This is a genomic window from Acidisoma sibiricum (genome assembly GCF_057837225.1).
Genome location: NZ_JBYQFD010000002.1, coordinates 352,548 through 377,401 on the forward strand (window position 1 = coordinate 352,548; position 24,854 = coordinate 377,401).

A 24,854-nucleotide genomic window follows, 5' to 3' on the forward strand; every position below is an offset into this window, starting at 1 on the left:
TTCAACGGCTTCTCGATGAATGCCGTGTCCCATGTCTATCACGGCCTATGGCGCCGCCCGGAAAGCCTGCAGACACTATTCAACGATCTGGAAACCTGGGTCTCTCTCGTCAAATTGCTCGAAAAAGGCAAGTTCGATGCCTTTTTTGTCGCCGATATTCTGGGCGTCGACGCGATCTTCAAGGAGTCCTGGGACACCTATATTCGTGAGGCGGTGCAGATCCCGATCAATGATTCCGGGGCGCTCGTCGGGGCGCTGATCCAGTCGACCGAGCGATTGGGGCTGGTTCTGACCAGTTCCATTCTTCAGGAACATCCCTTCAACTTTGCGCGCAAACTCTCCACCCTCGACCATCTGAGCAAGGGGCGCGTCGGCTGGAATATCGTCACCAGCGTCAGCCACAATGCCGCTCAGAATTTCGGCTTCGACCGTATCGTCCCGCATGACGAGCGGTATCGTTGGGCTGAGGAATATGTCGATGTCGTCTACAAGCTCTGGGAGGGCTCCTGGGACGAAGACGCGGTTCGCGATGACAAGGCCGGGAATGTCTATGCGGACCCGGCGCGGGTTCACCGCATCCATCACCATGGCCAGCGCTATAAGGTGCTCGGGCCGCATCTCAGCCAGCCGTCGCGGCAAAGGACGCCTGTTCTGTTCCAGGCCGGATCGTCGCGGGCCGGACGCGCCTTTGCGGCGCGTCATGCCGAGGGTACCTTCATCGCCGCGGTCAATCCGCAAGGCGCGCGGCGGCAGATAGAGGAGACGCGGGCCCTTGTGCGGGCATCGGGACGCAATGCCGATGACCTGCTTTTCGTGCAGGGGCTCTCCTTCGTCGTGGGCGGCACGGAGGCGGAGGCACAGCGCAAGGCGCGTGACCTGGCCGAGGATATCAGCGTCGATGGATTGCTCGCCCATATCAGCCGTGATCTTGGGGTCGATCTTGGTCTGCTTGATCCGGGGCGTCCCGTGGATGATCTCGAGATCGAGGGCGTGCAGGGTCTTATCCGCGCCTTTGAGGAAGGCAATCCCGGGCAGCGCGCAACCGTCGCGGATCTGGGCCGGGCCTATGCGCTGAGCACCCAGATTATCGGCACACCCGAGACGATCGCCGATCAGCTTAGCGAGTGGCAGGCAGCCGGGATCGATGGCGTGAATATGATCTATCACACCACCCCGGGTTCCTTTGCCGAGTTTATCGAGGGCGTCATTCCAGTTTTGCAGCATCGCGGGCTGGCGCAGAAGGACTATGCCGAGGGCAGTTTCCGCGAGCGTCTTTTCCCTGGCCGCTCGGCACGGCTCGTCGATCGCCATCCCGCGGCCGCCTATCGCGGGGCCTTTTCACAGCCGGACGCCGAGATCCCGCGCGCCGCCGGATAAACGGCCACGCCGTTGAAAGGACATCATGATCACGCTCGATTCGCTTACCAAAACATATGTGACCCGTTCGCGCACGGCTAACGTGCTCGAGCACATCGATCTTCAGGTTGAAAGTAACGAGATTCTGGCGGTCGTCGGGCCTAGTGGCGCCGGGAAAAGCACGCTGGCCCGCTGCATCAATCTGCTGGAGCGTCCGACTTCGGGTTCGATCATCGTCGATGGCGTCAATCTTACCACGCTGCCTGAGGCTTTGCTGCCCGCGGCGCGGCGATCCATCGGTACCGTTTTCCAGGCCTCCAACATGCTCAGCCGGCGCACTGCGGCTGAGAATGTCGCGCTGCCGATGGAATATATGGGGGTCGTCGAGACCCAGCAGAAGGAACGCGTCAGCGAATTGCTAGACCGCGTCGGCATGCTCGCGCATGCGCATCACTACCCGCACCAGCTTTCGGGTGGACAGCGCCAGCGCGTCGGCATTGCCCGCGCTCTGGCACTGCGGCCGTCCGTTCTTCTGGCGGATGAGGCAACCTCGGGCCTGGACCCGGAGAATACAGCCTCCATCATCGCGCTCATCAAGGAAGTCCGCGCCGATCTCGGCCTCACGGTGATCATGATCACGCATGACATGCAGGTTGTGCGGAAAATCGCAGACCGCGTCGCCCGCCTGTCCCATGGCCGCGTCGTTGAAACCGGCAGCCTGCTTGATCTGCTCGGCAACCCGGCCTCCTCCCTTGGCCAATCCCTGCTGCCTGCCGTGGAGGTGCCGCCGCATGCGGCGGATACCGAGATCTGGCGGGTGAGCTATCCCCTGGCACCCAAGCTGCAGGATTGGCTTGGGCCGCTGACTACCGAGATCGGCATCACGCCGGAGGTCTTCTTTGCGGCCAATGAGACGATCGGCGATGTCAGGGTCGGGCAGGCCGTTCTGGGCCTTCCTGCCGGCGCCGGTGAGCGCCTGGGTGCGGCGCTGCGCCGCCGGGGTGCGGCCGTCGCCCGCCTGGACGGCGGTGAGGCTGGGGAGGGGCGCGGTGCTGACCTAGTCTCCGCCGCGGGCGCGCAGCTGGAGCGGGTGGCATGAGCGCGGGCGCCGTGGCGACCGTCGTCACCCTGCGGCCGGCCCTGCCGGATACGCCGCTCTCGGCCTTGCCGGGCCTGCTGATCCCTGCCTACGGGCAGACGCTGCTGATGGTCGGCATTGTCATGGTCATCGTCGTGGCACTCGGCCTACCGCTTGGCGTCCTCGCCTATAATGCCGGGCCGCGCGGCCTGTTTCCGAACCGGCGGCTGAGCAGCGCGCTCAGCCTGGTGATCAGCCTTGGCCGCTCATTGCCATTCCTCGTTCTGATGGCGGCCATCATCCCGTTCACCTTGCTCATCACCGGCACGACGATCGGGACGCCGGCGGCCATCGTGCCGATGGTGGTGGCGGGGACGCCCTTCTTCGCGCGGCTTGTTGAAAATGCATTGCGCGACCTGCCGGAAGGCCTCGCCGATCTCGGCCTCGCCTCAGGCGGCTCGACCTTGCAGGTCATCCGCAGCGTGCAGCTGTCCGAAGCCTGGCCGACGATCATCGGCAGCATCACTATCAATACGATCGCGATGATCGAGTATTCGGCGATTGCCGGCACAATCGGGGCAGGCGGCATCGGCTATCTGGCCGTGACCTACGGCTACCAGCGCTTCGATCATACGGTGATGGTGGCGACCGTCATCGTTCTGATCCTGACAGTCGCGTTGGTGCAGCTGGTGGGCGATTTCCTGGCGCGGCGCGCACAGCCTTATTGAGTCTTCCTCTTCCTCCCAATCCCAAATCCCTCTTCAGGAATGCATCGAACATGGCCATTTCTCCCCCGGATAAAGACGGCAGCCGCGGCTTCGCGGTGCAGCGCCGCCGCCGCTGGCCCTGGCTTGTGGGCGGCGTTGCGGCTGTCGCCATCATCGCCGGTGGCGTGGTCGCGCTGCGCACCGCCGGCACGACCTCGACCATCGAGACGCCAGGAAGCGTTTTGAAAGTGGCCTATCTGGACAGCGATTCGGCTGAGCAGGCGCTGATCGGCTATGTGTCGCAGACGCTGGCGCCAGCGCATGGCATCAAGGTTGAAGGCGTATCGCTTGGCGACAGCACGCAGATCAATCGTGCGGTCAGCCAGGGGCAGATCGCTGGCACGGTGTTTCAGCACCGCTTCTGGCTGGGGCAGGTGCTTGCCGCCAATCCCAGCTTCAAGGAAGAGCCCGGCACGGGTCCGATCTTTCATTGGGTCTTTGGCGTTTGGTCGCAGAAATACGCCCATCTCGGCGATATCCCGGATGGGGCTTCGATTTCGCTCCCAGCCGACCCGGCGAATGAGGCGCAGGCGCTATGGCTGCTGGAGAATGCCGGGCTGATCAAGATCAAGGATGGTGTCCAGCGCTGGACCGCGGGCCTGCCGGATATTCAGTCCAATCCGCATAACTTCCGTTGGGTTCTGCTCGATCTGGGTGCGCAGCCACGCGGCTTGCAGTCATTGGATGCGGCGGTCGGCTATGCGGAGTCTTTTCTCTCGGCGAAGCTGCCCGCGGAAGATCTGATTTATAGCCCCCGCTCGCCGGATCAGTTCGCATCCGTCCTTACGATCGGCTCTCAGTTTAAAGGCAGCGACAATATCAGAAAGCTCATCGCAACCTTCGAGGACCCGCGCCTGCAGGCCTTCATTGCGACCGATCCGCGGACCAAGCCGATGATTCAGCCGGCGAGCGCGCCAGGCACGGTCGCATCATCGCAATAGGGGCGGGGGGCGCGACCCGGATGCCGCCCAGGATGATGGGCAGGCCGGCGCGCAGACGCGCGCGGTGACGGGACCGCCGCCATAGGCACGCACCACATCCAGCAGGCGTGGGTCGAGCGAATTCTCGACGGCCACAATTTTCCTTCTGGCTGCTTCGGGCGGGGTGGGTCTGGCGCGCTCAGATGGGCAGGCCGAGTTCGGCATGCTGTCTGCGCGACAGGCCCAGTACCACGAGCCGGTGGGATTCTACGATATAGGCGCGCAGATCAGGGTCCGATAGGCCTGGCTTGCCATGATGCTGAATCCATTTCAGCCCGCGCGAAGCAAGATAGGGCGCGGGCCGCAGGCCAGGCTGGTCCTTCAGCAGGTCATAGGACATCGGGCTGGTCTTGAAGGTAATGAGCATCGTCCGGCCTTGAGGAACGCCAATGGCGAAGACCCGGGCGCCGACCTTCCAAACATCCGACCCACCCCATTGCACGACATGGGTGGTGGCCTTCAGGCCGCCGCAGAAGGTATTGAAACCATCGCGCGTCATGGCCCGCCGTCAGGCCAAAGATGGCGGGGCGAGGCCGCGCTGCGCGAATTCCGCCGCCTTGCGCACATGGCGCATGCCCTCGCACAGGGCAAAAGCGCCATGCGCCGGAAGGAACGTGTCAAAGGAGAGCGCGGCGAGGCGCCGGATGCTCGCGAGCGTCGCGGAGACGCTGCAATCGGGAATATCCTGCAAAATGACCGTGCCGCCGGCAAAGACGGCATCGCCGGCAACGAGCATGGTCTTTTCCCCGAGGGTCACGAGAAAGGAACAGTGATCCGCGCTATGGCCCGGCGTTTCCACCATGCGGATGCTGGCCGCGCCGATGCGTGTGACACTGTCATCGGCCAGCACATCATCGATCGTGGCGCCCTGCCACTGATAGCTGTCGGGATAGACGCCGAACCGCCGGGCGGTATCGAGGTTGATGCGCGTCTCGTCATGGGATTGCATGCGGACAGCGGCTTCTCGCCCGGCATGGAGCGTGACGGTTTGAGGGAGCTGCGAGAGGATCGGCGCCACACCGCCTGAATGATCGGCATGCGCATGTGTCAGGAAGATGTGTTTGAGATCGGCGGGATCGAGGCCATTGTCCATCAATTCGCCAAGCAATGGCGCGATGTCACGTCCTGCGCCGCTATCGAACAGGACAAGCCCGTCACCAGTTTCAATCAGCCAGGCGTTGCAGTCATAAGCGTCCGTCAGCGAAAACCCCATAAAGCCGCTGGCCACAAGATGAATCTGTGGTGAAACGCGCATCCTGCATCCTTTCAATCCGCAGATTATTCCGAGAAAGTTTTTAGGGTAGACAGGGTGGCATGACAATGCGGAACCCTTCTCGACTAACCTGGAACGCGGTAGCGTGACATGTCGTGGCATGCAGAGGGACGGCGCGCTTGAAACTCAGCGGCAAGGTTGTGGTGGTGACGGGCGGTGCCTCTGGCCAGGGGGAGGCAAGCTGCCGCCTTTTCGCCGCAGAAGGTGCGAAGGTTGTGGTGGCCGACTGGAACAGCGCGGGCGCGGCACGCGTCGCGGATGACCTCGGCGCCGCGGCCTTCACGGTCGATGTGTCGCAGGAAGACCAGGTCGCGGCCATGATCGACTTCGCCTGCCAGCGCTTCGGCAAGCTTGATGTGCTGTTCAATAATGCCGGCGTCGGCTACAGCTCCAGCGCGCGTTTCAAGATGGCGAGCATTGTCGAGACACCAGGCGATGCCTGGGATGCGATCCTTGGCATCAATCTCAAAGGCCAAGCCATGGGCTGCAAATACGCCATTCCGCGGATGCTGGAAGCAGGCGGCGGCGCCATCATCAACAATGCCTCCATCATGGCGATTGCCGGCGTGCCGGGGGCCGACGCTTACACGGCGGCCAAGGGCGGTGTCATCGCCCTGACGCGCACACTCGCCGTGGAATGGGCAAGCCAGGGCATCCGCGTGAACTGCATCTGCCCGGGCACGATCGAGACGCCGATGGTGGGCGCCATTACCAGCGATGCCGAACGCACGCGGCTGGGTGACAGCACGCCGATGAAGCGGGTGGGGCAAGCGGATGAGATTGCGCGCGCCGCGCTGTTTCTGGCCTCATCCGATAGTTCCTATGTTACTGGCGTCATGCTGCCGGTGGACGGAGGATGGTCGGCCCTGTGAGCGGGCATCTTCTCGGCATCGATATCGGTACATCCGTGGTGAAAGCCGCGGCTTTCGATCGTGCCGGGCATGAAATTGCATCCGCGACGCGGCCTACCACGATCTCGACGCCGCATCCCGATTGGGCCGAGGCCGATCCTGCTGAGGTGTGGGACGCGGTCTGTATGGTGATTGGCCAGGTGCTGATGGCGGTGCCGGCCGCGACTATTGCAGCGATTGGTGTATCCGGCGCCATGGTCGGCGCCTGGCTTGTGGATGGGCAGGGCCGCCCGCTGCGCCCGGGCATTTTCTGGAACGATGGGCGGGCGCAGCCCCTGATCGACGATATGATCGCGCAAGACCCTGCCTTCATGTCCAAGATTTTCGCCGAATCCGGTTCCGCCATGCAGCAGGGCTGCACGCTGCCGGTGCTCGCCTATCTGGCGCGGTATGAGCGCAATCTTCTGGCCTGTGCGGCCGCGGTGATTGGCGCCAAGGATTTCATCCGCGTCACACTGACCGGTGTCATTGCCACCGATATCGTGGAAGCCGCCGTCGCTCCGGGAAGTGCCAGGGCGCGCGGGCGTTCGCCCCATCTGCTCACGCTGTTCGGCCTTCAGGATTGGGCCCATCTTCTGCCTGAGCCGCAGCTTTGCGAAAGCATCGCGGGCTTTGTCACGGATGCTGCGGCGATGGCGACGGGACTGCGCGCCGGCACGCCGGTCGCGATCGGCGCGGGGGACGTTGCGGCCAGCGTGATCGGCGCCGGCGGCTTGGCGCCGGGCGCGGCGGTCAGCATTCTCGGCACCACCTGCCTCAATGGAATTGCGGTTTCGGCGCCCGTTTTCACGCCGCCTGATCTTGGTATTCTGTTCACGCTGCCGGGCGATCTTTGGCTGCGCGCCATGGTCAATGTTGCAGGCACGACGAATCTCGATTGGGCGCTGGCGACCCTGTGCCCGGATATCGCGGCGCTCGCGGATGCCTATGACAGACTGGCTGGCCTCGCCGGACAGTCGCCGGCGGGTGCGCAGGGTGCTGTCTATGTGCCCTATCTCAGCGAGGTCGGCATCATCGCGCCTGTGCTGGCGCCCGGTGCGCGCGGCGGTTTCGCAGGTCTCACGCCGCGGCACCGTCGGCCCGATATGCTGCGCGCCGTATACGAAGGTGTGGCCTATGCCATTCGCGACTGTTTCGCGGCAACGGAACTCGATTTTGAGAGCGTACGGCTGGTCGGTGGCGGCGCGCGCAGCGCCTTCTGGCGGCAGATGATTTCCGATGTCTTGAACCGGCCGGTTGAGGTGCCGGAGGGGCGTGAATTCGGCGCCAAGGGTGCGGCGCTGCTCGCGGGCACGGCGATCGGCTGGTATCGCTCGATCATCGACGCCTCCTCGGTCACCTGCCGCATTTTGCATCGGCATGAGCCGGCGGGTGATGGGCGCTATGACACTGGTTTCGCGCTATACCGAACCTATGCCGGGGCGCTGGCGCGCGCCGCACCTGATCAGGGATCAAAATCATGACGGAGTCTGCTTTCGCCTATCTGGCACTGGCCGCGGATGCCCTGGCGAAGCTGCATATCGGTCAGGAAGCGGCCTTCGATGCAGCGGCTGACGCCATCACCACGGCCTTGTCTGCAGACCGGTTGATCTATCTCTTCGGCACCGGCCATTCCCATATGCTGGCGGAAGAAGGGCATTATCGCGCCGGCGGCCTCGCGGCGGTGGTGCCGATCCTGACGCCGGCGCTGATGCTGCATGAGGGTGCGGTGGAAAGCACCAGGCGCGAGCGGGAGAGCGGGCTGGCGGCCGAAATTCTGGCGCGCTACCCGATCGAAGCGAACGACGTACTCATCATCTTTTCCAATAGCGGTGTGAATGCCGTACCGGTGGAGGCCGCGGAATATGGTCGCTGCGCGGGCGCGCGCGTGATCGCCGTGACCTCGGACGCCTATTCGCGCGCGGCAGCGGCCGGCCGGACAAGGCTTTTCGACATCGCCGATATTGCCATCGATAATCGCACGGTGCCGGGTGACGCCGGATTTCAGGCCGCCGAGGGCCAGCCGGCAGTGGGTCCGCTATCGACCGTCATCGGCGCGGCGATCCTGAATGCCTTGTTGGCCGAGGCCGTTGCGCGCATGGCGCGGGCGGGCTCGGACGCGCCGATCTATGTCAGCGCCAATATGCCGGGCGCGAAAGACCGCAATGCAACGCTGGTCGCGCGCTATCAGGGGCGCAACCAGCATTTGTAGTCAGGCGCAGCAGCTTTTTTTGTTAACGGCTGGCGGCAGGTCGATAACCGGGTTCTGATCGAAAAAGCCCGAGGGCATCAGTTTAAAGCCGCAGACCACACAGGGCTGCACGGGATGGTCTTCCGGCCGCGTGATATGGTGCAGGCCGAAACTATGCCAGAGCACGACATCAGCATTCTCGATCGGGCGGTCTGCCTTGGTCCATTTCGGCAGGCCCTCGGACTCCCCGTCCTTGGTGCTGGACTGATTGACGAATTCGCCGGCAGGATAACGCTCCTCCGGGTCATAGGCCGTCACCCAAAGCTGATGCTGGATGAAGCGTCCGCGCCGGCCGGAGGGGCTATCGGGATGCGTATAGGCCTGCACCGCCGACATCGGCTCCAGCTTGAAGGCGGTGGGTTTGCCGACCCAGTTGGTAACTTCAGGATTGGTGATACGCCAATAGCGGCTCTTGCCGAAGTCCACATCGCGCTGCGCGTTCAATTCGCTGACGAGGGGATTCTCTTCCATCAGGAAAGCATTGCCGTAAGGGTTCTCTGGCCCGAGCGGCAGGGCGCGGGTGTCGCATTCCGTCACCGTGTTGTTCGGTCCGTCCACTTCCATATCCAGCCGCGCGCAGAAGATATGCTGATGGATATGGCCGACGATACCGGGTGCGACTTCCGTGCCGAATTTCCCAGGCTGGCCAGGGTGGCAGGCGGCAGTGTTGATGATGCCGGTCGCTTTCATCTCATATTCGATGCGCCCGTCCTGATGCAGGTACCAGTAGGAGGCATATTCGTAATTGCCGATGGTGGAGATGGAGGAAATCACCAGCTTGCGGGCACGGCGCACATCGGTGCGCTCGGTCCGCACATCGAAATGCTTCCAGGACAGGCCGGCATCTTCCTCATGCAGGCAGATGGCATTGGTAATGGTGCGCGGCGTGCCATAAACAGTCGGCACCACGGCATCGAAGTAATGGATGGTGCCCAGGCAATCGCAGCCGAGCGTCAGCGAATTGGCCATGCGGCCGAAGCCGAGTTCGCCGCTGTCAAACACATTCTTGCGGTAATGGCTGCGTTCTGGCGTGCCGTAAGGCACGACCATTTCCGCGATCGAGGCGCGATAGACGATCGGCCGCCGCTCGCCGCCATGCGTGTAGCCGATGCGATACAGCACCAGACCCTCGCGCCCGTTGAAGCCGACGCGGAAATCCCAATTTTCCCAGGTCACCTTGTGGCCATCGACCGTGAAGCCCGCGCCGTCCGGCTGCACCACATCAAGCGCCGAGGAGGGCGGACGGAACTCCGTCAGCAGAGCCCCATCATAATTGCGCGGCGTGCGCGGCACGGGGATGTAATCGCCCGATTCCGCGAAGTGATCAACGACCTCCAATACTTCCAGGGTACTGACATCGATCAGTGCATGCAGGCCCTCCACCGGATGGGCATAATAATTGTCGAGCGGAAAGGTGCGCATCCAGATGAAGCAGTTGAGCACACGGCGCCCTTGCTCGATCGCATGGCCGAAATCGCCGACCGTCCAGGGATCGACGCACATGAAGTCCAGATCGTCGATCAGCCCGCGCTTGCGCAGCGCGTCCTGAAAGCGCGGATCGGCTTTGACGGTCTTCTCGATTTCCAGCACTTCTTCAATTGCGACCATGGCGCGAGCGTCTTCGCGGAAAATCTGCGACAGCAATTCGCCGCTGCCGAGATCGATCCGGCCGGTAACGACCCCCATGACACCACGGCGATAGATGTTGAAGCGGGCGACGCGCGGGAAGGAGGTGCCGTCGATATAGTCGCGCACCAGCTCCTTCGCCGGTTCGTCCAGATCGACCGTCTCCACCCGCAGATCCGCGCCCCAGTCGAAGTGTCTCGCGATCAGCTCGGCCGCACGGGCCAGTTCCGCGCCCGAAAGCGGGTCCAGCGGATGGGTTGCTGTCCGCGTCTCGGTGACGATGCTGTCCATCGATCTTTCTCCTGCTCTGTCTGCGGCGATCTTACACGAAAGGTTTCGGGTCCATGAAGCGCTGAAGTGCATTCAGGGTGATCCGCGAGATGTTGTTCTCGTAATTGTTCCAGGGCAGCGACCCGCACCAGGCGATTGAACCCGTCGCAAAGACCGCGCCGCCCGCCGGCGTCTCATAAAAACTGAGGTCAGCCCGCACGCGCTCATTCTGGTCGCCACCGAGATTGGGCAGGGTCGCGGTGAATTCCTCATTCACCAGCAGCATCAAAGGACTGTGATCTTCCGAGGAGGCGAGGCGGAGGATATTGGGCGGTGAGCCCAGCAGGCGATTGATGCAGTCCAGCTCAATCCCCGCAGCACCGCCGCCGATGAGGCCGAAATCGCCGATCACCTCATCCTCGACGCCTTCAAAGACGAAGGCGGCGCGGGGATTGGCTGCATCCGGCGCCCGCCGATAAGGGCTTGAAACGTCAAAGCCCTGAGCGACGAAGCCGATGCCCGCCATCATATTCGGCGGCCGCCCGCAGCGACGCCACAGGCCGCCATATTCGCCGGTGAAAGAGTGGTAGTATTCGCCGGGCTCCGCCTCCCAGGAGCGGATACCGTCTTCCGCGCGCCGTACCTCAATCACGCCCGGCAGCTCGTCATGGAAGGCGATGCGCCAATACCAGCCATTGCCGCCTATATACATCAGCCGGCCACCGCGATCGATCCAGGCCTTCATCGCATCCCACATGGCGGTTGAGTGATATTCGGGGTGCGATCCCGTCAGGATGACGCTGTAATCCTCGATGAGCGGAAACCCGTCGCGATGCAGATCCTCGTCGGTGATGATGTCGTAGTCGATGTCATGATGCGCCAGCCAGCCGAAGAGATGGGTATCGGCGTTGTATTGATAGAGGCTTGAGCCATCACCGCCGAGCCAGGAGTGGTAGCGCGGCGCACAGTTGATATTGGGCCGCAGGCGGCTGGAATAGCAGACGCCCGAACCATCGGCATGCTTGTCATACAGGGAATGGCACAGCTCAGGATGATCATAGAGATAAACATCCTGATGGCCGAAATGCAGCAGCCGGCCCATCAGCCGCTCCACGCCGCGTACGGTGATATGCTCACCGTGATTGGCATAGGCCATGTAGGAACAGGTGGGGGCCAGGAAGGCGACTTTCGGCCGCACAACGCCAGGCTTCTTCACGCGCGGCGGGCGAATGAAGAAGGGGATATAGCATTCCCGCATGGCCTCGGGCTCGGTCTCGCCACAGGTAACATGCAGCGCATAGGCGCCGCTTTTGGCGTCCTCCGGTAAGTGCCAGACGATATCCGCCGGCCAGCCGGCATCATAAAGATCATCCTCATGAAAATGCACGGCGCCGTATTCAGCCGGTGCCGCCTGCCAGCTGTGATGGAGGCCACTCCAGCCGCTGCCTTTCATGCCGCGGGCAGGCAGGTTGACCAGACGGCCATGGTGGCGAAAGGCGCCCTTGTCGGTCGCGACCGTGCTGCGGATGCCGTCGGAAAAGTCCCAGGCCGCGATGAGTTTCGGCGAGAGGGTGGGGGGTAGGGAACTGACCCCCAGCACGGCGTGGCTCTCTGCGTCGGCAAGCAGTGCCGGGGCTTCGATCTTGCCATTGAAATGGGCAGCGATCGTGCCATCCGGCTGCGGTGCGCCGGCAAGCATAAACGGCGCGGTCACGGGCGCGATCGGGGCGATGTGACCCAGGATCTCCCCTTCATCGTCGGTGCCGAAATCCGCTTTCAGCGGCGTGAGCGACAGCCGGAAGGTGCCGCTCGCGACCGCCAGGCTGAAGCTGACGGCATACCATTTGCGTTCCAGCAGCACATGCGGCAGGGTTTTGCGCGCCACGGTGCCGGACCCGTCACCAATGACGAGCGAGAGCCTGCTTTCGTCCAGCTCAAGCATGAAGCCGGATTGGCCGGCGGCATCCCATTGCGATGCGATGACCTGGCCGCGGCGCGCGAGCAGTGTCGGCCAGATGAGGGCGCGGAAGGAAAAATCGGCCAGCGCGGGCACGCTTTCCGCAATGAGGTAGGACCCGGCATCGGCGCGGCGTGGCTGGCCGGGATAGGTACCGTCAATACTGCTTGGATGATGCCGCAAATCAAGCCCCGGTCCGGCCGGATTGCAGTCGCCATTCACCACGCGGACGATGCGCGCCGCGAAACGGTCGCCTTCCTCCAGCGAAATCTGGAAGGAAATCGCCTCACCGGGTGCCACGCTATAGCGGTCAGGATAGCCGAGAATTTTCAACATCTATCTTCGTCCCCGCTCGCGATCAGGCTTCGTCGGCATTGCGGAAAGGCTGGTTCAGATGCTGACCTGTCGCCTTGAACCAACGCCTGCGGAAAATCTCCCACTCCGCCTCATCCCGATTAGTAAAAATGGGACTGTCCTCAAACACCAGCGGCTCCAGCCGGTTGGCCGGCATTTCCGCAATCTGCCATTCTGCAAAGGGTTTGCGGCAGAAGAGCACGATCTGCTTGCCGCTCGGGTCGTAACGCAGGGCGTTGAGCACACGCATGAGGCCGGGGCTGTGCCGCCCGACCGGCTGGCGCCGGAACTCCTCCACGAAGGGCTGATCGGTCTCAGGATTGATGCGGTACATGATCGCCCTCTATGCGGGGGAGAGGTGGGTCGTGATACGGCGCCCGTCTGCGCCGAAAAAGAAGCACGCGGCGACCGCGGGCATGATACCCAGTCTGTCGCCAATGCGGGCATGAAATCCGGGGTCCACCAGCGCGCGCAGCTTGTTGCCCAGACCGTCATCGCCGATGACGACGGATTCCCGGCCCAGATGTTCCAGTGCATAGACGGTGACGGGGATCGCACCGGGCGTATCGGCTGCAGTGACGGTCACGTGCTGCGGCCGCACGCCGAGGCTCGCTGGCCCGTTGGGGATTGTCCTTCCGGCCAGGTCGATCGCCACGGGACCGGCATGGAAGATGCCGTCTGCCACCTCGCCCGCCACGATATTCATCGGCGGGGAGCCCAGGAAGGTCGCGACGAACAGACTGGCCGGCTGATTGTAGATATCATCCGGCGTGCCGATCTGCTCCAGATTGCCTTTTGACATGACAGCGATCCGGTCGCCCATCGTCATTGCTTCAACCTGGTCATGGGTCACGAAAACAGTCGTAGTGCCCAGGCGCTTCTGCAGATTGACCAGTTCCGAGCGGAGCGACAACCGCAAGGCGGCGTCGAGTGCCGAGAGCGGTTCATCCAGCAGAAAGCAGGCGGGCTCCCGCACGATGGCCTTGGCGGTCGCGGCGCGCTGGCGCTGGCCGCCCGACATTTGGCTGGGCAGCTTGTCCAGCATCGGCTCCAATTCCAGCATGCGTGCGGCGTCCGTAATGCGCTCCGCGCGCTCGACCTTCGAGAGTTTGCTGTGCCGCAGGCTCGCCTCGATATTCTTGCGCACGGTCAGATGCGGGTAGAGCAGCGATGACTGAAAGACCATCGCCACGTTGCGCCCATGCGGCGGCTCGCCCGTGACCTCGCGTCCGTCAAACAGGATCTGCCCCTGGGTTGGGTAATCCAATCCCGCGATCATGTTCAGCGTTGTTGTCTTCCCGCAGCCGGAGGGACCGAGCATGACGAGGAATTCGCCATCGATGATGTCCAGATCCAGGTTCTCGACAGCGACGTAGCGGTCATAGGTTTTGCGGATGTTCCGCAATGCAATCTTTGCCATTCAGACAAGGGCTCCAAACGGGGCGCTGTGCGTCATCGTCAACGAACCGGGTCGGCGATGTTCATTTCCGCCAGATGCCGCTGCAGGAAGAAGGCGACCAGGGCAGGCGGGATGATGGTGATGAGGATGCAGGCGGCGAGCTGAGCCGGATTAGGGTCCTGGCCAAGGAAACCGGAAATGGCCGAGGGCAGCGTGGTCGCCGGCGTGCCGTTGACGAGGACAAGGGCGAAGGTGAATTCATTCCAAGCGAACAGGAAAGCGATGATGGCCGAGACCGCGACGCCGCTGCGCGCGAGCGGCAGGATAAGAAACAGCAGTGTATGCAGCCGGCTGAAACCATCGATGCGGGCCAGGCGCTCGATCGGCGGTAGGTTGCGGAAATAGCCGATCAGCATCCAGGTGACGAAGGGCACGGTCGTCGTCAGGTCGATGATGATCAGCCCCGGCAGCGTGCCGACCAGCCCCAGCTGCACATACATGGTGTAGAAGGGAATGAGGGTTGAGACCGGCGGAATAGCGACGGCCAGCAGGACCGCATTGAGCAGGACGTTTTTGAAGCGGAAGTCGAGCCGCGCAAAGACATAGGCAAGCGGCACGACGATGACGATGGTGATCAGGGTTACCACGACCGAGACGATGACGCTGTTCTGCAGCCCGAGTTCGATCTGCCCGGCCTGACCGGAGGCCGGCGATATCGAACCATCGGCAAGCCTGTAGTCAAAGCCAAAGATATTGAAAAACGACGAGAGATTGAAGCTGGCCGGGATGATATGCGGCGGGAATTGCGTAATCTCAGCATGGCTCATGAAGGCCATGCGAATGAACCACAGGATCGGCAGCAGGGACCAGATGATGAGCACGGCCATGGCGATGACGAAATTGGTGCGGCGCTGTGTCACAACGGCTTCTCCCGCCGGCCCCAGAGCAGAAACAGGCTCATCGTCGAGCCGATGATGAGGAAGAGCAGAAGGAAAGACATGGCAGCGCCATAGCCGAGGTTGAGGTTTTTGAAGCTCACCTTGTAAAGCTGATAGGTGAGGGTGGAGGAGGCATCGCCCGGACCGCCATCGGAAATCACGAAGATAAAGTCAAACAGCTTCATCGAGAGCACCGTCACGATGGAGGTGAAGACGAAAAGCGTGAAGCGGAGCGGCGGCAGCGTGACGTTCCAGAAAGTCTCGAGCGACGTCATCTGGTCGATCGCCGCGAGATCGTAAAGACGCTTCGGAATGGTCTTGAGATTGGCGAGCACAAAGAAGCCGACCAGCGGCGCCATCGTCCAGGAACTGCCGATGGCCAATACCTCGACAATCGATCGTGTCGTCATGAAATCCGGCACCTGCTGCATGCCGAGATGCGCCAGGATAGCGGTCGGCAGTCCGGTCTGGCCGCGGGCGAGGTAGGCAAACATCAGCCCGGCGCCATAAAGCGAGACGCACCAGGGCAGAAACACCAGCGTGCGCAGCAACCCGCCGAAGCGGGACGGCCGGTTGAGCAGAAGACCGATGGCCAGGCCCAGCAGCATCGTCAGGATGACGCTTTCCAGTGTGAAGCGGATCGTGACCCAGGTACACCACCAGAATTCCGGATCGCTCAGCACCGTCTCGAAATTCTTGAAGCCGACGAATTTCGTGCGGTAGCCGCCGAAAAACATGATGCGGTGAAAGGCCATCCAGGCCGAGTAGACCAGCGGATAGGCGACGATCACGGCGAGCAGAAGAATGACCGGCAGGCCGATCATCAGCGCAAACTGCCCATCGGTCAGTTCCCGCCGCCTCTTATTCGGGATCGTCGCCATGCCGGATCAGATCCCGTATTTGTCGTTCAGGCTGCTGATCTGATCGTTCATGCTGGTGATGGTCTTGGCGATGTCACCATCGTTGAGCAGGAACTTGGACAAAGTGTCCTTGAGGAAGGAATTGAATTCCTCGGACCAGACCACACGCCAGATGCCGGTGGGGAAGGGCGTCTGCTTATAGACGTCAAGCAGAACGGCGTAATCGTCGGGCCGGGCGACGGCCTTCTTGATGCGGGCTTCCGTCGCCGGTGAATCCATGACCGATTTGTAGGCGGAAAACAGCATATGGGTGTTCATCCAGCGGTCCGCTACGAAGGTCTTGCCGTCACCGTCCTTGAAGCCGTACCAGGACGCGAATTTCTTGACGTCATCCGTCTGCGCATCCGCGCGCTTGCGGTTCGTCATGAGATAGAGCGCGGAATCGATCAGGCCCCAGGGCTGCTTCACCACGGGCAGGATGGTGGCGTGGCCGGCAATCTGCGAGCGGCCCGGCGTATTCATCGTCTGCACATCATAGATCTGCTGCGGACTGAAGACGTAGCGGCCGGAAGCGAAGGCATCGATATAGGCGGCTTCATTATAGGTCAAAACTTCCTGCGGAACGAGTTTGGAGTTCCACAGCTTCTTCCATTGCGCGAGCGTCTTATAGGCGGCGCCGTTCGGGTCGGTCGTCGGCGTCGGCTTATGGGTTGTCGGATCAGCGAGAGGATTGCCACGGTTGAGCACTTCCATGACGAAGCCCCAGGAAATGCCGTACCATTCGCCAAACCAATGTGGTAGGATGGGGGCTTTGACGCCCTTGTCATGCAGCGCATAGACCTGATCGTAGAGTGCATCCCAATCGGCCGGAAAATCCTTATCCGTCAGGCCGGCTTTGTTATAGGCGAGAAGATTGGTGTGAATACAGCCGCGTGTGCTGGCGAAATAGGAGAGGCCCAGAAGCTTGCCGTCATAGGACCAGGCATCCAGAAATTGCGGCAGCATATCGGCCTTGATATCGGCGGCTGCCGGCAAAGTCTCGGCCGGCAAAACCCAACCACCCTCATAATAGCGCACGGCGGTCGAGGGATTGGCATAGAGCACATCGAGATCGGCCTTGGCGATCAGGCTTTGCTCCATGATGGCGGGATAGTCGCCCGTCACGGTCGCATAGTCGATCTTGCCGTGCTCCTGATCATTGTATCTTTTCACATTAGACTGGACAACTTCCGGTGCAAATTGCCAGCCACGGAAGTAGACAGGCTTGCCGCTGGACGGCTCAAAATCAGCGACGGCAGCAAAGGCGCGTGCCATAGGCGTGGCGGCAAGTCCCATCGCCGCTGCCAAAGTCCCGAATTCACGACGTTTCATTGATGACCTTCGACTTTCTGAATGGATAGGCTATGGAGGCGTGTGGCATCCCGGCCGGTCATCCGTATAGACAAGGCAATGGTCTAGAGAAGCAACCTATCGAGAAATTAAAGCAAATCTCGTACCAAATTCAAAGAAAAACCGTGCCGGATATCAACAATCAATCGCTAGAATCAGCTGGTATCGGAATGCGCTGTCAGGATAAGCCATCGAGGCCCGCCCCGCAGACAAGCGCACAGATGCGCGTGCCAGGGGCGACGGAAATCTGCCCGGAGAGAAGGGCAGCCACGGCGGCCGCACCGCTGGCGTCAGCGGCGAGACCGAATTCAAACCACAGCCAGCGCGCGGCATCGAACATCGCGGCATCGTCGAGGAGAATGATCTCATCAACATGCGTCCGAACAATGTCGAAAATGCCAGGATCGGTGCGCGCGCAGGCCATGGTGGGCACTGTCGTCGTCACGCGATCGAGCGTCACCACGGACCCCTGCTGAAGGCTCGCATAAAGCGTGGGCGATCCGGTGGGCTCAATGCCTATGATGCGGGCATTGGGACGGAGCGCGCGCAACACTGTCGCCATGCCGGCAATCAAGCCGCCGCCACCGATGGCGATGAGAAACAGATCGATCTCAGGCGCCTGTTCCAGAATTTCGAGTGCCACAGTGCCTTGGCCGGCGACAATCGCGGGGCTCGCGAAGGGATGGAAATAGGGCAGGTCTTCATCACGCGCGAAAGCGGTGGCGGCTGCATGCGCCTCATCCCAATAGCGTCCGACGAGATGAAGGCTCGCACCCCAGGATCTGAGCTTCTGCTGCTTTGCCTGTGCCGCAGTGTCAGGCAGAAAAACGGTCGCGGGCACGCCGGCCGTATAAGCGGCACGCGCGACGGCGATGCCGTGATTGCCGCCTGACGCGGTGACGATGCCGCGCGCGACGCTTTCCTTCGGCAGCGATAGCAATTGGTTCATGGCGCCGCGCGCCTTGAAGGACCCGGTGACCTGCAGGCATTCGAGTTTGAGAAACAGCGAGGCACCATCCGGCAGCAGTGGGCGCTGCGCGAGCGTCGCGTCCAGCAGCGGCGTCTGCCGCACCGATCCACGAATGCGATCAGCTGCCGCGCGGACATCCTCCAGCGTGATCATGCGCGGCGGTCGCTTGCCAGAAAGGCATCGGCCATTTTCTCGCCGATCATGATCGTCGTGAGATTGGTATTGGCCTTGCAGTCGCGCGGCATGACGGAGGCGTCAATCACGCGCAGACCCTGCATCCCATGCACGCGGCAATCTGTATCCACGACGCTGCAATTCTCCCCTTCCACACCCATGACGCAGCCGCCCGCGCCATGCTGGGCATCATTGCAGTCAGTCATCAGCCAGGTATCGATATCGTCGTCCGACGCGGTCAGCAGTTCGGCCAGCGGCAATCCCGTATTGCCCATCTGAATATCCCGGCACAGGCTGCGGGTCGCTTCGTGATTGCAGATGAGCGCGAGATGGCGGGCGCCGGCGCGCATGCGCCCCAGATCGAAGGGATCGCTCATCATATTCTCGTCGATCTCGGGATGATGGCGCGGATCGGCGGAGAGCGTGCGCACGGTGCCGCGGCTGCGGCATTCATAGAGCATGACATGAATGCCCGCCTCGCCGAATTGCGACATGTCCTGGTCGACACCGATGCCGCCATGATTGAAGGAGGCGAGCAGCATGTCGTGTTTCGCAGCACCCGGAAGGCCCGAGCTGAATTTCACGCAGCAATTGGTGTGCCGCGTATCCCGTCCCTGGGAACGGAATTCCGGTTTCAACTTGAGTTCGACGCGGACGAAGGGATGGTCGAAGAAGCCTTGGCCCACCGGCAGATCATGCAGCTGGGCAATGCCGGCCTGGGTCAGCCATTCACCCGGCCCGATGCCGGAGCGATGCAGAATGGCGGGGGAATGGATGGCGCCGGCGGAGAGGATGACGTCCGTCGCTGAAAAATCCTGCAGCCCTGCGGGGAGTGCCACGCGCACGCCGGTCGCGCGCAGCCCGTCGAGCAGCACCTTATCGACCAACGCATCGCCAATGATGGTAAGGTTCGGGCGATCGCGCGCCGGCTCCAGATAGGCGTCATTGGTGGAGACGCGCTTGTGGTCCCGGCTGTTGATGGCGAAACAGCACACGCCTTCAGCTTCCGGCGCGTTCAGATCGTCGCACCAGGGATGGCCGAGGCCCATCGCGGCATCGCGGAGTGCGCGATCGACCGGCCCCCAGCTCTCCACCGGCGCGCGATAGACCGGAATGGGTCCGCTGGTGCCGTGATAGGGATGATTGCCGAGCGTCAGGTCATCTTCCAGCTTGATGAAATAGGGCAGCACGTCATCGGCCGCCCAGCCGGGGCAGCCGTAGTCCGCCCATTCATCGAAGGCATCCAGCACGCCGCGGATCGCGATCTGTCCATTGACCGCGGTACTGCCCCCCACACCCTTGCCGCGCCAATAGAGACGCGGCTCCTGGGCGCGCGTGCGGCGCGCCATCAGATTATCGAACATGAACTGCTTCTGGAAATGCTCAGGCAGCAGCAGATTGAAGGGATTGGGGCTCACCATCTCAGCCGGCTGCTCGGCGCTGCGATAATTGGGGCCGGCATCGAGCAGCAGAACGCGGCGGCGTCGGTCGGCCGACAGCCGGTTGGCCAGCACCGCACCGGCCGCACCCGCACCCACGATGATGACGTCGAACTGATGTCCAGTCGCGGGCGCGTTCATGCTCTGTGTCCTCAACAGCTTTGGAAGTGCCGGGCGATGTCTTCGATCATGCGGGCGGCGCGCGTCACATCGGCAACAGTGACGAATTCATCGACCGCATGCGCCTGCGCGATGCTGCCGGGACCGAACACGATGGTCGGCACGCCGACATCCGTCATCTTGGTCGCGTCCGAACCATAGGCAACGCCGATGGGCGTGTCGTCGATGCCGTACTGGCCGCAGACGGTGCGGGCGGCCTGGATGATCGGGTCATCCGCATTGTCGATCGCCATGGACAGACTGTCGATGAAGGGCGGGTGGACGATGATCTGCACGCCCTTCGGCAATTGCGCAGTAAAGGCCTCGGCCACCCGCTTGGCCTGCAGCCAGCCGTCCAAGCCGCTCTCGCCGGGCAAGGTGCGGCGGTCAAAGGTGAGAAGGCATCGCTCGGCGATGGTATTGGGTCCTTGCCCGCCTTCGATCATGGAACAGACCAGTGTCGGCGAGCCGACGAGGGGATGGTGGCGCGCGGCCAGACGCGGCTCCAGCTCAGTGCGTAGATGGGCGAGAAGATCGGTCGCGGCGGCAATGGCATCGGCGCCGCGCCAGGGCTCGGAACTATGGGCGGCGCGGCCGACAACCTCGATCCGCCAGCGCACGCAGCCTTTGCAGGCGGTGACGACGCGTAAGCTGGTCGGTTCCCCGGCGATGCCGCCATCGGCCCGGTTTCCGGCGGCGAGATAGGCCGCGACCCCGCGATACTGGAATTCCTCGTCGATCGCGGCGAGCAGAATGACATCGCAATCAGCCGGGTTTGCCGCCAGCGCCTGCATCGCCAGCATCATGGCAGCGACACAGCCGCCATCATCCACGGACCCGCGGCCGTGCAACTGCCCGTCGCGCAGAATGGGCGTGAAGGGCGCCTCCATCCCCGTCACCTGTACGGTGTCGAGATGACATTCGAGCAGCAGGCTGTGCCGTCCCGTGCGGCCCGGCACACGGGCGACGACGTTGGGGCGGCCGGGCAGCACCTCCTGCAGCTCGACGGCGATGCCGGCATCCCGCAGCCAGCCGGCGACGAACATGGCCTTGACCTGTTCACCGAACCAGGCCGCAGGATCGCCTTCCATGCGAAAAGCCGGATTGATGCTGGGGATTTCGACAAGGCGGGAGAGAAGACGGGCGGTTTTGCCGTCAGGCGTATTCGTCTCGGACGCGGTGGTAAGAACAACCATCAGCGCGAGATATCGATCGTGATGGTCTTGAGGTCGGACATTTCCAGCAGCGTATGCCGTCCGCCCGTGCGGCCGATGCCACTGGCGGTGCCGGCGGCCCCACCGGCCGGAATATGCGTCTCCCAGAAGGGGCTCATTTCATTGATATTGACGATACCGACGCGGAGCGATTCCGCCCAACGGAAGGCATCCTTGATCGTACTGGTGAAGACCGCGGCCGAGAGGCCGAAGCGGCTGCGGCCGATGATATCCCAGGCCTCGTCATCGTCGCGAAAGCGGATGAGCGGTGCCACCGGGCCGAAGGTCTCATGGATATTGAGCTTCGCATCCGCCGTCAGATGGGTGACGACGGTCGGCTCGTAATGCAGTGCCGTCGGCATGCCCTCCATCCGCTTGCCGCCGAAGGCGATGCGGGCCTGGCGCTCGCGGGCGTCCGCCAGATGCTCGTCCATCTTGGCGGCGGTGGGCTCGTTATTGAGCGGTCCCATGGTGGTCGCGGGGTCGAAAGGGTCACCCATCCGCACCTGGGCGGCCTCCGCCACCATGGCCTCGGCAAAGCGGTCATAGACGCTGTCATGGACCAGCACGCGCTCGGTCGCCGTGCAGATCTGTCCGGCATTGGCGAAACAGCCGGTGGCGATGCGGCTTGCCGCCATCGCCACATCGGCGTCGCGCAGCACCAGCGTCGGGCCATTCCCGCCCAGTTCCAGCATCAGCGGCTTGCCGGCGCCCCGCGCGGCGATGATGGCGCCGGTTTCGGAACTGCCGGTAAAGGCGATCGCATCGACGCCGGGATGGGTCACGACCGCGTCGCCCACGACCGAGCCTTCGCCGGTGACAAGGTTGATCACGCCGTCCGGCACGCCGGCTTCGGCGAAGCATTCCATGAGCTTGGAGGCGATCAGCGAGGTCGTGGGCGCCGTCACCCAGACCATGGCATTGCCGGTGGCAAGGCCCGGCGCGAGATAATAGATGCAGGGCTGTGCGGCCGGGAAATTCCACGGCGTGATGATGCCGAAAACGCCCTTCGGCTGCAGAAAGCTATAGGCGCGCTTATGGCCGTCCGCGAGCGGGAAGGCCGCCGTCTCTAGCCATTTGATCTGTTCGGCGGCATCGCGAAAGGCAGTGACCGCGCCGGCAATTTCGCCCTTCGCTTCGGCATGGAAGGGTTTGCCCTGTTCCAGCGTCAGGAGGCGGGCAAGTTCTTCGGCGCGCGCCTCAATTCGGTCAGCCACGGCCTGGCACAGCTTGGCCCTGTCCCAGACCGATAGTTGGGAGATGAAAGGTTTCGAGGCGACGGCAGCCTCCACTGCACGGGCGGCATCCTCCCGCGTCCCAAGCGGCACCGCGCCGATGCGCGCGCCGGTCGCAGGGCTCACGATTTCAAGAAAGCGGTCAGAGGACCCGTTGGACCAGGTCTGGCCGATGCGCATCCGTCCGACGGTGAGGCCATCGGGGCTTTCCAGCACGCGCAGTCCCTTGAGCAGGTGCAAGCGGCCTCCTGAAGCGGATAAGCATCTATGACAAAACGCTAGTAGTGTTTCGTCTGTGGTGTCAATACCACTAATGAAACGTCGTTCTTGCTTCGGAGTTCAGGAATGAAAGCAAGCTATTCCGCACCCGCTCTGGAAAAGGGTCTCGATATTCTGGAGGCGCTGTCGGTGCAGCCGGAGCCGCTATCGCTCACCCGTCTGGCCGCCCAACTTGGCCGGTCCAAAAGCGAAATCTTCCGCATGGTCATGGTTCTGCTGGAGCGCGGCTATGTGGCGCGCGATGCGGACAGCGACACGCTGCAGCTGACGGACCGGCTGTTCACCCTCGGTCTGCGGACGCCGCGGGCGCGGGATCTGGTCTCCGCCGCCATGCCGCTGATGACGGATCTCGCCGATCGCACGGAGTTTTCCCTCCATCTCGTCGTCGTGCATCAGGGCAAGACCGTCGTTCTGGGGGCCGCCCCCGGCGGGCGCGATCTGGTCTTCAGCCTGCGCCTGGGCTTTCATCGTCCGGCGCTGGACGCGACGTCAGGCAAGGTCGTCATCGCCTTTCAAAGGCCGGTTATGCAGGCCGCCATGATCAAGGAAGCGCGGCCGCTGCTGCCGGCCGGCTTTGATGAGGCGGCGGTGACGGCGGATCTGGCCCGCATCCGTGAGGACGGCTTCGATTATCATGAAAGCCGGCATTTTGTCGGCCTTGTCGATCTCTGCTGTCCCGTGCTCGACCGGAACAGGGAAGCGGTTGCCAGCGTTCTGATGACCTGCTTGCGCCGCCCGGGCGAGGCGGTGGCTTTGAAAGATCATCTGGCCGCCCTGGCCGAAGTGTGCGCCGGTGCGGCGCGCGCCGCCGGGCTTTCATGACAGGTCCGCTCCAGCCGGCACATGAAAGGCGAGGATATCGGGACCGGTAAAGTTGGTGTAGACCAATGCGATAAGACAACCATATCTCACCTCGCTGTCGCTCATCGGTGTCAATGCCTATTCTCGCGCATAAAGTAGTTGCGTCATGACAGCCGAACCGACACAGGCGGCGGTCCAGCGGGCATCCCTCGCGACGGCCGTCATGACCAAGGTCATCGTACGGGCGGGCTGCGAGGCGCAGTTTGCCGCCTGGCAATCCCGCTTTACCCATGCGGCGACAACAGAACCGGGCTTTGTCAGCCTGGAAATCATTCCGGCCTTCGTGGGCGCCGCAGAATGGCGTATAATTCAGCGATTCCAAACGGTTGATTTTCTGGATCGATGGCAGACGGGGACGTCGCGCCATCGGCTTCTGGCAGAACTCAGTTCTTTGTGCGCCAGTAGCGACGGCAGCCTGCTGGATGAGGTGGCGCCGGACTTCCACTCCCTGACCTGTGTGACGGAGGTCATCACGACCGAGATCGAGCGGGGACGGGAGGAAACATTCCAGTCCTGGGCTCAAAGCATGCAGGCGGCCCAGGCCGTGTTCCCCGGCTATATGGGCACGCTCGTGCAGGCACCGATTTCGGCAAATATCACCTACTGGACAACGCTGGTCCGCTACAGCACGCCGGAACAGCTCGACGCTTGGCTCAGATCGACGGAGCGCCGGGCCCTGCTGGAGAGGGCCGATCCGCTCGTCTCCCATTGGAAGAGCCAGCGGCTCGCCAATCCTTTTGCGGGATGGTTTCCGACAGAGCCCGACCAGCCGCCGCCCGCGGCCTGGAAGCAGACCTGCCTGGTGCTGCTGGTGCTGTTTCCGGTGGTGATGCTGGAAATCCGGTTTCTCAGCCCGCTGCTGACCCATGTGCCTATGGCGATCGCGACCTTCATCGGAAACGCGATCAGCGTCTCGCTCGTCTCGTGGCCTTTAATGAAATTGGCGATCGTTCTGCTTGGCTGGTGGCTGACCCCGGACCCGAAGCAACGGGCGCGTGCCGAAATATTGGGGGCCGGCGCCATAGCCGCCCTCTATGCGGCCGAGATTGTGTTCTTCATGCTGGTCTACTAGGTGGGGGATTACTCCCTGCGGTCTTATCAAGCCCCCTAACTGCATTGACCCGAAAGAGAGACA

General features: G+C 62.7%; 22 protein-coding genes. 9 read left to right on the forward strand and 13 right to left on the reverse strand.

The genetic code is table 11. From position 1 onward, the window contains the following. Window positions 1-15: 15 nt before the first annotated feature. The 4 genes from AC3G7M_RS20035 to AC3G7M_RS20050 are packed head-to-tail and all read left to right on the forward strand — an operon-like array spanning window position 16 to window position 4,142. Window positions 16-1,377 (forward strand): NtaA/DmoA family FMN-dependent monooxygenase, encoded by a 1,362-nt coding sequence (locus tag AC3G7M_RS20035; RefSeq protein ID WP_489217126.1) that lies wholly within the window; start codon window positions 16-18, stop codon window positions 1,375-1,377. A 25-nt stretch (window positions 1,378-1,402) separates the two neighbouring features. Beyond that, window positions 1,403-2,455 carry a methionine ABC transporter ATP-binding protein gene (locus tag AC3G7M_RS20040; RefSeq protein ID WP_489216313.1) on the forward strand — a complete coding sequence of 351 codons (1,053 nt, stop codon included), beginning with the start codon at window positions 1,403-1,405 and terminating at the stop codon, window positions 2,453-2,455. Further along, window positions 2,452-3,162 carry a methionine ABC transporter permease gene (locus tag AC3G7M_RS20045; RefSeq protein ID WP_489216315.1) on the forward strand — a complete coding sequence of 237 codons (711 nt, stop codon included), beginning with the start codon at window positions 2,452-2,454 and terminating at the stop codon, window positions 3,160-3,162. Before AC3G7M_RS20040 ends, AC3G7M_RS20045 begins: the two co-directional genes overlap by 4 nt. Before the next feature lie 50 nt (window positions 3,163-3,212). Continuing rightward, a complete protein-coding gene (locus AC3G7M_RS20050; RefSeq protein ID WP_489216317.1) occupies window positions 3,213-4,142 on the forward strand; it encodes a MetQ/NlpA family ABC transporter substrate-binding protein in 930 nt (309 codons plus the stop codon). 178 nt (window positions 4,143-4,320) lie between these two features. Here the strand turns inward: AC3G7M_RS20050 and AC3G7M_RS20055 are convergent, their stop codons facing one another. Further along, the gene (locus AC3G7M_RS20055) at window positions 4,321-4,680 is read right to left on the reverse strand and encodes an MmcQ/YjbR family DNA-binding protein (RefSeq protein ID WP_489216319.1); all 360 of its coding nucleotides are present in this window, start codon (window positions 4,678-4,680) and stop codon (window positions 4,321-4,323) included. A gap of 9 nt (window positions 4,681-4,689) precedes the next feature. Further along, entirely contained in the window at window positions 4,690-5,436 is a 747-nt protein-coding gene (locus tag AC3G7M_RS20060; RefSeq protein WP_489216321.1) for an MBL fold metallo-hydrolase, read from the reverse strand. Window positions 5,437-5,573: 137 nt separating this feature from the next. Between AC3G7M_RS20060 and AC3G7M_RS20065 the strand changes: the two genes are divergently transcribed. From AC3G7M_RS20065 to AC3G7M_RS20075, 3 genes are read left to right on the forward strand one after another with little or no spacing between them, the layout of a single operon-like run. Beyond that, complete coding sequence (locus tag AC3G7M_RS20065) at window positions 5,574-6,326, forward strand: SDR family NAD(P)-dependent oxidoreductase (RefSeq protein WP_489216323.1); 753 nt, start codon at window positions 5,574-5,576, stop codon at window positions 6,324-6,326. Next, entirely contained in the window at window positions 6,323-7,828 is a 1,506-nt protein-coding gene (locus AC3G7M_RS20070; protein WP_489216325.1) for an FGGY-family carbohydrate kinase, read from the forward strand. The genes AC3G7M_RS20065 and AC3G7M_RS20070 overlap by 4 nt, the downstream gene beginning before the upstream one ends. Beyond that, a complete protein-coding gene (locus AC3G7M_RS20075) occupies window positions 7,825-8,556 on the forward strand; it encodes an SIS domain-containing protein (RefSeq protein WP_489216327.1) in 732 nt (243 codons plus the stop codon). The genes AC3G7M_RS20070 and AC3G7M_RS20075 overlap by 4 nt, the downstream gene beginning before the upstream one ends. Here the strand turns inward: AC3G7M_RS20075 and AC3G7M_RS20080 are convergent, their stop codons facing one another. The 11 genes from AC3G7M_RS20080 to AC3G7M_RS20130 all read right to left on the reverse strand — a co-directional run bounded on the left by AC3G7M_RS20080 (window position 8,557) and on the right by AC3G7M_RS20130 (window position 22,819). Beyond that, window positions 8,557-10,512, reverse strand: a complete 1,956-nt coding sequence (locus tag AC3G7M_RS20080; protein ID WP_489216329.1) for a primary-amine oxidase — start codon at window positions 10,510-10,512, stop codon at window positions 8,557-8,559. 31 nt (window positions 10,513-10,543) lie between these two features. Beyond that, entirely contained in the window at window positions 10,544-12,784 is a 2,241-nt protein-coding gene (locus AC3G7M_RS20085; RefSeq protein ID WP_489216331.1) for a N,N-dimethylformamidase beta subunit family domain-containing protein, read from the reverse strand. A gap of 22 nt (window positions 12,785-12,806) precedes the next feature. Beyond that, complete coding sequence (locus AC3G7M_RS20090; RefSeq protein WP_489216333.1) at window positions 12,807-13,136, reverse strand: N,N-dimethylformamidase alpha subunit family protein; 330 nt, start codon at window positions 13,134-13,136, stop codon at window positions 12,807-12,809. A gap of 9 nt (window positions 13,137-13,145) precedes the next feature. Then, window positions 13,146-14,222, reverse strand: coding sequence for an ABC transporter ATP-binding protein (locus AC3G7M_RS20095; protein ID WP_489216335.1), 1,077 nt, complete (start codon window positions 14,220-14,222; stop codon window positions 13,146-13,148). A 38-nt stretch (window positions 14,223-14,260) separates the two neighbouring features. Further along, window positions 14,261-15,121: a carbohydrate ABC transporter permease gene (locus AC3G7M_RS20100; RefSeq protein ID WP_489216337.1), complete on the reverse strand. Its 861-nt coding sequence runs from the start codon at window positions 15,119-15,121 to the stop codon at window positions 14,261-14,263. Beyond that, the gene (locus tag AC3G7M_RS20105; RefSeq protein WP_489216339.1) at window positions 15,118-16,020 is read right to left on the reverse strand and encodes a carbohydrate ABC transporter permease; all 903 of its coding nucleotides are present in this window, start codon (window positions 16,018-16,020) and stop codon (window positions 15,118-15,120) included. The genes AC3G7M_RS20100 and AC3G7M_RS20105 overlap by 4 nt, the downstream gene beginning before the upstream one ends. Before the next feature lie 6 nt (window positions 16,021-16,026). After that, entirely contained in the window at window positions 16,027-17,370 is a 1,344-nt protein-coding gene (locus tag AC3G7M_RS20110) for an ABC transporter substrate-binding protein (RefSeq protein ID WP_489216341.1), read from the reverse strand. A 196-nt stretch (window positions 17,371-17,566) separates the two neighbouring features. Continuing rightward, the gene (locus AC3G7M_RS20115) at window positions 17,567-18,511 is read right to left on the reverse strand and encodes a threonine ammonia-lyase (RefSeq protein ID WP_489216343.1); all 945 of its coding nucleotides are present in this window, start codon (window positions 18,509-18,511) and stop codon (window positions 17,567-17,569) included. Beyond that, complete coding sequence (locus AC3G7M_RS20120) at window positions 18,508-20,112, reverse strand: GMC family oxidoreductase (RefSeq protein ID WP_489216345.1); 1,605 nt, start codon at window positions 20,110-20,112, stop codon at window positions 18,508-18,510. The genes AC3G7M_RS20115 and AC3G7M_RS20120 overlap by 4 nt, the downstream gene beginning before the upstream one ends. An 11-nt stretch (window positions 20,113-20,123) precedes the next feature. Continuing rightward, window positions 20,124-21,326, reverse strand: a complete 1,203-nt coding sequence (locus tag AC3G7M_RS20125) for a M20/M25/M40 family metallo-hydrolase (protein WP_489216347.1) — start codon at window positions 21,324-21,326, stop codon at window positions 20,124-20,126. Then, complete coding sequence (locus AC3G7M_RS20130; RefSeq protein WP_489216350.1) at window positions 21,326-22,819, reverse strand: aldehyde dehydrogenase family protein; 1,494 nt, start codon at window positions 22,817-22,819, stop codon at window positions 21,326-21,328. Before AC3G7M_RS20130 ends, AC3G7M_RS20125 begins: the two co-directional genes overlap by 1 nt. Window positions 22,820-22,924: 105 nt before the next feature. Here AC3G7M_RS20130 and AC3G7M_RS20135 point away from each other — a divergent pair, with 105 nt between their 5' ends. Both AC3G7M_RS20135 and AC3G7M_RS20140 read left to right on the forward strand, forming a co-directional pair. Then, entirely contained in the window at window positions 22,925-23,680 is a 756-nt protein-coding gene (locus tag AC3G7M_RS20135) for an IclR family transcriptional regulator (protein WP_489216352.1), read from the forward strand. A gap of 145 nt (window positions 23,681-23,825) precedes the next feature. Further along, window positions 23,826-24,791, forward strand: coding sequence for a hypothetical protein (locus AC3G7M_RS20140; protein WP_489216354.1), 966 nt, complete (start codon window positions 23,826-23,828; stop codon window positions 24,789-24,791). Window positions 24,792-24,854 lie beyond the last annotated feature (63 nt).